Below are 8,960 nucleotides of genomic sequence, written 5' to 3' on the forward strand. Positions count from 1 at the left end.
TCCACAGGAGCTGGCCGCCCTCGTCGACCGCCGCGCGCAACTGGTCCGCGCGGCGTGCGTCCCGGCGACCGCGTGCTGCTGGCCAGCGAAAACTGCGCGGACCAGATCGCACTCATCTTCGCCGCCGCAGCCGTGGGCGCGTGGATCGTCAACGTCAACCCGCGCCTGACCGCGCCCGAGCTGGATGCGATCCGGGATCACGCGAGTGCGCGCCTCGCGGTGTACACGGCGGCCGTGTCGCCGGAAGCGGAGGCGCATGCTGCCCGCGCGGCCGCGTCGTTCGACGACGGCCTGATGGTGGGCCCCCTGAACGACGACTGTACGCCCGAACAGGATGCAGATGTCGCCGCCCTGCTCTATACGACGGGCACAACCGGCACGCCGAAGGGCGTGATGCTGAGCCACCGCAGCCTGCTGTTCGTGGCCGCCGTGTCGAGCCGGCTGCGCGGCCTGACCCCGGCCGACAAGGCGTGGGGCGTGCTGCCGATCTCGCACGTGTACGGCCTGACGTCGGTGATGCTGGGCACGCTCAGCGCGGGCGCCTGCCTGCACCTGACGCCCCGCTTCACGCCCGAGGCAATGCTGGCGTCCATCCGCGACGCCGGACTCTCCATCGTGCAGGGCGTGCCCGCGATGTATGCGCGGCTGCTGGAGCACGTCGGCGACAGTGCCCCGCTCGCGACGCGCCTGCGCTTCGCCTACGCCGGCGGCTCGCCCCTCGATCCGGTGCTGAAGGCGGCCGTCGAGCGCCTGCTGGGCGTGCCGCTGCACAATGGCTATGGCCTGTCCGAGGCGGCGCCCACGGTCAGCCAGACTCGGCTGGACGCGCCGCGGTCCGACACGTCCGTCGGCCTGCCGATTCCCGGCGTCGAGGTGCGCGTCGTGGACAAGGCAGGCGCGGATATCGTCGATGGCGCGGCGGGAGAATTGTGGGTGCGCGGGCCGAACCTGATGCGCGGCTATTACCGCAATCCGGAAGCGACGGCCGCGGTGCTGCGTCCCGGCGGCTGGCTGAACACGGGCGACATGGCGCGCCAGGATCCGGACGGCGCGCTGTTCATCGTCGGCCGCACAAAAGAGTTGATCATCCGGTCCGGCTTCAACGTCTATCCGCTGGAAGTGGAGACCGTGCTGAACGCGCACCCTTGTGTGACGCAGTCGGCCGTCGTGGGCCGCCCGGCCGCCGACGGCAACGAAGAGATCGTCGCGTTCGTGCAGCCGGATCCGCGCCGCACGCCGTCCGTGGACGAGCTGCGCGCATGGGCGGCGGAACGGCTGGCGCCCTATAAACGGCCGGCGCGCATCGTCATGATGGCGGCCCTGCCGGCGGCGGCGAACGGCAAGGTGCTCAAGCATGTCCTAAACGAAAAAGCCGCCAGCCTGTAACGTCGCCCCCGCGCAGGCGCACTGCTGTCCGGAATAATTTTTACCGTCGAAAATAGGCCCCCCATAGGGAAAAACCGTCGTTCCCGGCATTGCCGGAAACGACTTCCCGCGAAAGCGGGAACCCATGCTGACTACTCGAAGTCGACTCTTTGTCGCCAACGAGGTGGAAATGAAGAACGAAGTTAGCATACTCAGTATGGATTCCCGCTTGCGCGGGAATGACGATGCTATTTCTGACGGTTTTTGAAAACAATATTCCGGACACTAGTGCGCGCAGGCGGGGACCCAATTTGCATGTACCGCGGCTGCGCCCGCAGCACTTGGGTCCCTGCCTCCGCAGGGACGACGTCCATAGGCCAACGTCCAACAGTTACCGCCGCCGCTTCTTCCAGTCGTACTCCGGCCCCGTCACGTCCACGCCCGGATGCCCGACGACGTCCGGATGCTCGGAACACATCGTCACGAAGCGGATGCGCTCGCCCTCGCGCTGGCGCCGCCGCAGGTCTTCCATGAAGCGCATCGCCTCGACCATCGCGGTCGTGTCGAACGGCTGCGCGTGCGGGGCCGGGTGCCCATCTTCTTCGATCGTCCAGTAGACCATGTACATCGTGTGCCCTCCTGTCCGCATCGTGTGGGCGCACGGTCGGCATGTCAAGACGGGAGTCATAGCAGAGACCGATAGTACGTAGGACTTGTCCTAAATCAGGTCTATATGTTCGCCATCCCACACAAGAAGCCGGCATCGGCGTCTAGGCTTACGTCTTGGATCAACAGCAGGACATGCACATGAATCTCAACAACCATATCCAGCCAGCAAGCTCGCCGCTCCAGCTCTGGGGCGGCCTCGAATGCACCGTCAACCGCGTACGCGATCAGTACTTCTCCCAAATGGAACGCAACGGACATGCCGAACGGCTTCAGGACCTGGAGCGGTTCGCTTCACTCGGCATCCGCGCCATCCGCTACCCCGTGCTGTGGGAACGCACCGCGCCCGACGGCATCGACTCCGCCGACTGGTCGTGGTCCGACGAACGCCTGCCCGTGCTGCAGCAACTGGGCGTGACGCCCATCGTCGGCCTCGTCCACCACGGCAGCGGCCCGCGCCACACGAGCCTGATGTCCCCCGACTTCGCCGAGAAACTGGCGGAATACGCCGGCGCCGTCGCGCGCCGCTACCCCTGGGTCGAGTACTGGACGCCCGTCAACGAACCGTGCACGACCGCGCGCTTTTCCGGCCTCAACGGCGTCTGGTATCCGCATGACACGAGCGAGGATGGCTTCATCCGCGCCCTCATCAACCAGTGCCGCGCCGTCGTGCTGTCGATGCGCGCGATCCGCGAAGTGAACCCGAACGCGAAGCTCGTCCAGACCGACGACTTGTCGCGCACCTATGGCACGCCCGAGATGGCGGAGATCGCGGATTTCTTCAACGAACGCCGCTGGCTGGCGTGGGACATGTTGTGCGGGAAGATCGACCCCGGCCACGCGCTGTGGGACTACCTGCTCGAGAACGGCGCCGGCGCCGACGAACTGCTGTGGTTCAAGGAAAACAACTGCCCGCCGGACATCATCGGCGTCAACTACTACATCACCAGCGAGCGCTGGCTCGACCACCGCGTCGAGCGCTATCCGGAAAGCCACCGCACCAATTACCGCGGCGTCCCCCACGCCGACATCGAATGCCCGCGCGTGCTGGCCACGCCGACGCCCGGCATCGGGCCGCTGCTGCAGGAAACATGGGACCGCTACGGCCTGCCGGTCGCCGTCACCGAGGCGCACATCGATGCCAACCGCGAAGATCAATTGCGCTGGCTCGTGGAGATCTGGAACGCCGCCAAGAAGGTCCAGCAGGGCGGCGCCGACATCCGCGCCGTCACCGTGTGGGCCCTGCTCGGCTCGTTCGACTGGAACTGCCTCGTCACCGAATGCAAGGGCTATTACGAGCCCGGTCCGTTCGACGTGCGCGGTCCGCAGCCGCGCCCGACCGCGGTCGCGAACCTGATGCGCGAACTGGCCAGCGGCCGGCCGCTGTCGCATCCGGTGCTGCAGGGCCAGGGCTGGTGGCGCCGTCCGGGCCGCTTCCTCGCGAAGCCGGTGGCAACCCGCACCGCCGTGGCCGACATCGCCGAACGCGGCGCGTTCCGCTCCACGTTCCCGCAGCCGATCCTGATCACGGGCGCGACGGGCACGCTGGGCCGCGCCTTCGCCCGCATCTGCGAGCGCCGCAACCTCGCCTACCACGTGCTCACGCGCCAGGAGATGGACATTGCCGATCCGGCCTCCGTCGAGGCGGCGATCGTGCGCTTCAAGCCCTGGGCCATCATCAACGCGGGCGGCTACGTGCGCGTGGACGATGCCGAGGGCGACGTCGACCGCTGCATGCGCGAGAACGCGCACGGCCCGACCGTGCTGGCGCTGGCCGCCATCCGGCACGCGCTGCGCTTCATGACGTTTTCCAGCGACCTCGTGTTCGACGGCACCCTCGACCGCCCGTACGTGGAGTCCGACAAGGTGGCGCCGCTGGGCGTGTACGGCCGCAGCAAGGCGGACGCGGAACGGCGCGTGCTCGATTCCGACCCGCAGGCCCTCGTCATCCGCACGAGCGCGTTCTTCGGTCCGTGGGACGAACACAATTTCGTCACGCAGGCCCTCGACGCGCTCGACGCGGGCCGGCCGTTCGCCGCGGCGGCCGACCAGGTCGTGTCGCCGACGTACGTGCCCGACCTGGTGAATACCTGCCTCGACCTGCTGATCGACCGCGAATGCGGCCTCTGGCACCTCACCAACGGCGCCGCGATGAGCTGGGCCGACCTGGCGCGCCAGGCGTGTGCCGCGGCCGGCGTCGACGACGGCCGGCTGGAAGAACGCACGACCGACGAACTCGGCCTGCGCGCCGCCCGTCCCCGCAACAGCGCGATGAGCAGCGAACGCGGCCTGTTGCTGCCATCGTTCGACGATGCGCTGGCCCGCTACCTGCGCGAGCGCGAGCTGCTGTCGAAACGGGCGGACGACGTCGAACCGGCGCATTACGCCAGCTGATCCACGCGCGCTGAAACACGACCGCGCGCCCCGGCGTGCGGTCGTGTTACCGCTACATTAAATGTGATCAATATGTATTTACCGTCGGAATTTCTTTAGTTACACTACGTTACTTAGCGTTACTTTACGCAACCTTGGTGTGACTCACATGTCCGACTTCCCTCGCCGGCCGCTACCCGCGGTGTCCGGTATCTATGCAGGCTACCGCCCGCTTGCCTTCCCCGCCGTCACGTTGCGCTCCGCCGTTCCGCCGCACCTGGCGGGCTTCAAGTCCACCCGCGAATACGCCAAGATCTGCATGCGCGCCGCGCTGCATCCGCGCCAGACGCCGCGGTGGCTGCACCTGCTCAACGCACATCCGGCATTCTCGGAATACGTGCGCAATTGCCCGCGCTTCCTGTACAAGGTCTACCGTCCGTACATCAGCCACGTGCTGGATGCCCGCACGCGCCTGGAGGCGATCCGCGCGCATTACGACTTCATGTTCCAGCGCGGCCTGGGCCAGGTGCTGGCGCGCGCCGGCCTGGGGCCCGTGGTGCTGGCCGAAGCGGCGGGGAAAAGCGGCCTGCCCTACCAGGTCCAGCTGCGCACCGTGAACATGTTCGACCGCGAGGGCGAACTGGTGCTGCAACTGACCCAGGATGACAGGGCCTTGTACACGGTGGCGTTCACGGTGGCGCCGCGCGACGGCCGCCCGGCCGTCAGCATCGGCTGCATCCAGGGCGGCAAAACGGAGGATGCACGCGAGGCGATCCGCACGGCCACGCGCGAGCTGCACGGCATCCGCCCGAAGCAGCTAATGGCGACGCTGGTGCGCCAGCTGGGCCACGGCTACGGGTGCGAACGGATGGTGATGGTGTCGAACCGCAACCGCGTGATCTACAAGGCGATCCGCAACGGCCGCGTGCTGGCCGACTATGACCAGCTGTGGGAAGAACTGGGCGCGCGCAAGCGGGCCGACGGCGACTGGGAACTCGACTGCGCGCCGGTGGCGGCGCCGGACCTGGACGGCATCCCGTCGAAGAAGCGGTCGGAGGCGCGCAAGCGGCACGACGTGGTCAGCAGCATCGCCGACCAGGTATGCGAAGGATTACGCGGCCGATGAACGTCATTCCCGCGCACGCGGGAATCCATACTGAGCGAATCGAAGTCACTCAGCATGGGTCCCCGCTTTCGCGGGGACGACGCTAAGCTCTTACCGCACTGCCCTTTACCGGCACCAGAATCGGCACCAGCTCGCTCCACACCCTCTCCACGCTCATCTTGTTCATGCAATCGTGATGCCCGAGCGGGCACTCGCGCTTGCGGCATGGCGAGCATGCCAGGCGCAGCGACACCGTCCGCGCCACCTCCGACAGCGGCGGCGCGTAATCCGGATCCGTCGAGCCGTACAAGGCGACGACCGGCCGGTTCAGCGCCGAGGCGATGTGCAGCAGGCCGGAATCGTTGGAGACGACGGCGCTCGCCCGCGCCAGCAGCGCGATGGCGTCGTCGAGCGACGTCTGGCCGGCCAGGTTGCGCACCGCGGCGCCGGCCGCACCCGCGACATGCCGCAGGACCTGGTCGCACGTCTCGCGGTCGTTCGGCGAACCGAGCAGCACCACCTGCACGCCCGGCACGGCGTCGACGACCTTCGCGGCCAGCGCGCCGTAGTACGCAGGCGGCCAGCGCTTGGCGATGCCGAACTCGGCACCGGGCGCGAACGCGACCAGGGGACGGGACAAGTCCACGCCGAAACGCTTGCCGACCTGTTCCGTTTCTTCCCCGCCGACGACGAGATAGGGCCGCACCAGCTTGCCCGGCAGCCGGACCTCGGGCTCGCGCGCGAGGGCCGCGTAGAACGGCACCATCGAGCGGCGCGGCTTGTCGTCGTGGTGCATCACGTTGACCATCCCGTAGCGCATTTCCCCCTTGTAGCCCACGCGGCGCGGGATGCGCGCGAGCCACGGGATCAGCGCGTATTTCAGGGTGTTGGGCAAGACGTAGGCGTCGCTGTAGCCGCGCTCCTTCAGGATCCGCGCATAGCGCCACCGTTCGCCCAGCTGCAGCGCGCGGTGGCGGAACGGCGTCACCAGGATGTCGTCCGCCTCCTGGATGCGGCGCCACACGGGCACCACTTGCGGCGGCGCGAGCACGTCGATGGCGCGCTCCGGGTGGGCCTGCTTGAGCAGGCGCAGCAGGGGCTGGGCCATCACGGCGTCGCCGATCCAGTTCGGCGAGATGACGAGGGTGCGATCTTTCTCCGTCATGTTTCTTCCACCAGCGCCGAGAACTGCAACCGATACAGGTTGGCGTACATGCCGCCGCGGGACAGCAATTCGTCATGCGTGCCCTGCTCGACGATGCGGCCATGTTCCATCACGACGATCAGGTCGGCGCCTTCGATGGTCGACAGGCGGTGCGCGATCACGAACGTGGTGCGGCCGGCCATCAGGGTGTCGAGGGCGGCCTGCACGGCGCGTTCCGATTCGTTGTCCAGCGCCGACGTGGCCTCGTCCAGGATCAGGATCGGCGCATCCTTGTAGATGGCGCGCGCGATGGCCACGCGCTGGCGCTGGCCGCCCGACAGGCGCATGCCGTTCTCGCCGATCATCGTGTCGACGCCTTCCGGCAGGCGCGCGACGACGTCGTCCAGGTGCGCGGCGCGGATGGCCGCGGCGAGGCGCGCCTCGTCCACGTGCTCGACCCCGTAGGCGATGTTGGCCCGCAGCGTGTCGTCGAACAGCACGACGTTCTGGCTGACGAGCGCCAGCTGGGCGCGCAGCGACGGCAGCTGGATGTCCTGGTACGGAATGCCGTCCAGCAGGATGCGGCCGGATTCCGGTTCGTAGAAGCGCGTGACGAGGTTCACGAACGTCGACTTGCCGCCGCCCGACATGCCGACCAGCGCGACGGTCTGGCCCGGCTTGACTTCCAGCGACACGTCGTCCAGCGCGAGCGACTGCGCGTTCGGGTAGCGGAACTTCACGTGCTCGAAGCGCACGTGGCCCTGCGTGCGCGCGATGGTGCGCGTGCCCGGATCGTGTTCGACCGGCGCGTCGATCAGGGCGAACACGGTTTCCGCCGCGGCGATCCCGCGCTGCATCGGGCCGTTCACTTCGGCCAGCGCCTTCAGCGGCGTGAGCAGCATCAGCATCAGGGTGACGAACTGGGTGAACTCGCCCACCGTCATGTCGGCCCGTAGCGCCAGCACCACGACGACCGACAACGCCAGCGACGTTGCGATCTGGGTCACGGGCGTGGTCGCCGCGAACGCCACCGTCATGCGTTGCGAGAAGCCGCGCAGCGCTTCGCTGCGCTCGTAGAAGCGGCGGTTTTCGTACTGCTCGCCGGAGAACACGCGGATCACCTGGTGGCCGCGCGCCGCTTCCTCGACGACCTGGGTCATCTCGGCCGTCACGCGCTGGTTCTCGCGGTTCAGCTGGCGCAGGCGGCGGCTGGTGGTGCGCACGATCACGGCAGTGAGCGGCACGACGACGATCGCGACGAGGGTCAGCATCCAGTTCAGCCACAGCAGCGAGCCGAGCAGGCCGATCACGACGAGCACGTCGCGCACGAACGAGATGAACACGGACTGGATCATGTCCACGACCTGGCGCACGTCGCCGACGACGGTGTTGATCACCTTGCCGGTCGACTCTTCGTGGAAGCGCGCGACCGGCAGGCGCAGCAGCCGCGCGAAGGCCTGCGCGCGCAAGTCGTTCAGCACGCGCGAGAGCACCCAGTTGTTGTAATAGGCGGTGGCGAACGTGCCGATGCCGCGCAGGACGAAGATCGACACCAGCACGCCGGGAATCCACCACAGGCTGAACGGCACCTTGTTCTTGAAGCCCATGTCCATCAGCAGCTTCAGGGCCTCGCCCAGCAACGGCTGGGTGGCGGCCGTCAACGCCATCGCGAGCAGCGACAGGAACGCGCGCCCGCGATAGGGTTTCAGGATCGCCCACAGGCGCTTGATGATGACACTGTTATCCAATTTTTTCTTTCGCATTCAGGCAGAAGCCCATGAGCAGAAACACCATGAGCGCATAGAACAGACTGCCCTTCATAGACCAGAAAATCACTTCCGTCAGCCCGAAGCCGACATAGCCCAGCACCACGAACGCTCCGCCCAGCGCGACCGCGAACTGCGGTCCGCGCGCATCCTGGCCGAGCCGGCGCAGGAAGAACCGCAGGGGCGCAACCAGCGTGGCGGCCCAGAGGACGAAGCCGACGACGCCGCCCGTCGCCAGGGCCTGCAACACGTCATTATGCAGGTGCGGCAGCTGGAGCACCAACGGATCGAGCCGGCCGGCCTGCGCATAGTCCGCCAGGCGGACGCGGCAGGCATCGAAACCCATGCCCAGCACGGGATGTTCGCGGATCAGCATGATGGCACCCTTCCACAACTCCAGCCGGGTACCGACGTTCGTCCACACGGTGCCGCCCTCGTACCAGATGCGGGCGTCGCTGATGCCCTGGGCGAAGCGCTCCTGCACGCCCAGCGCCGGCGTGAACCAGGCCGCGGCCAGCACGGCCACGCCGCCGGCCAGCAG

7 protein-coding genes are annotated in these 8,960 nt (G+C 67.7%); 3 read left to right on the forward strand and 4 right to left on the reverse strand.

Annotation, left to right across the window (positions count from 1 at the left end; translation table 11 throughout):
- Nucleotides 1–1,386: class I adenylate-forming enzyme family protein (locus ACEN88_RS18290; protein WP_413341804.1), on the forward strand; the 1,386-nt coding region annotated here is incomplete at its 5' end.
- A 370-nt stretch (nt 1,387–1,756) separates the two neighbouring features.
- Here the strand turns inward: ACEN88_RS18290 and ACEN88_RS18295 are convergent.
- Nucleotides 1,757–1,993 (reverse strand): hypothetical protein, encoded by a 237-nt coding sequence (locus tag ACEN88_RS18295; RefSeq protein WP_413341806.1) that lies wholly within the window; start codon nt 1,991–1,993, stop codon nt 1,757–1,759.
- 179 nt (nt 1,994–2,172) lie between these two features.
- Here ACEN88_RS18295 and ACEN88_RS18300 point away from each other — a divergent pair, with 179 nt between their 5' ends.
- Both ACEN88_RS18300 and ACEN88_RS18305 read left to right on the forward strand, forming a co-directional pair.
- Nucleotides 2,173–4,425 (forward strand): family 1 glycosylhydrolase, encoded by a 2,253-nt coding sequence (locus ACEN88_RS18300; protein ID WP_413341808.1) that lies wholly within the window; start codon nt 2,173–2,175, stop codon nt 4,423–4,425.
- A gap of 148 nt (nt 4,426–4,573) precedes the next feature.
- On the forward strand, nt 4,574–5,530 hold the full coding sequence (locus ACEN88_RS18305; RefSeq protein WP_413341810.1) for a VirK/YbjX family protein: 957 nt from the start codon (nt 4,574–4,576) through the stop codon (nt 5,528–5,530).
- A gap of 82 nt (nt 5,531–5,612) precedes the next feature.
- Here the strand turns inward: ACEN88_RS18305 and waaF are convergent, their stop codons facing one another.
- The 3 genes from waaF to ACEN88_RS18320 form a co-directional block, all read right to left on the reverse strand.
- Nucleotides 5,613–6,674 carry a lipopolysaccharide heptosyltransferase II gene (gene waaF, locus ACEN88_RS18310; protein ID WP_413341812.1) on the reverse strand — a complete coding sequence of 354 codons (1,062 nt, stop codon included), beginning with the start codon at nt 6,672–6,674 and terminating at the stop codon, nt 5,613–5,615.
- Complete coding sequence (msbA, locus tag ACEN88_RS18315) at nt 6,671–8,401, reverse strand: lipid A export permease/ATP-binding protein MsbA (protein WP_413341813.1); 1,731 nt, start codon at nt 8,399–8,401, stop codon at nt 6,671–6,673. Before msbA ends, waaF begins: the two co-directional genes overlap by 4 nt.
- The coding region (locus ACEN88_RS18320; RefSeq protein WP_413341815.1) for an O-antigen ligase family protein at nt 8,394–8,960 on the reverse strand (567 nt) is incomplete at its 5' end. The genes msbA and ACEN88_RS18320, both read right to left, overlap by 8 nt.

This window comes from Massilia sp. CT11-108 (assembly GCF_047302915.1).
GTDB lineage: Bacteria > Pseudomonadota > Gammaproteobacteria > Burkholderiales > Burkholderiaceae_D > Telluria > Telluria orientalis.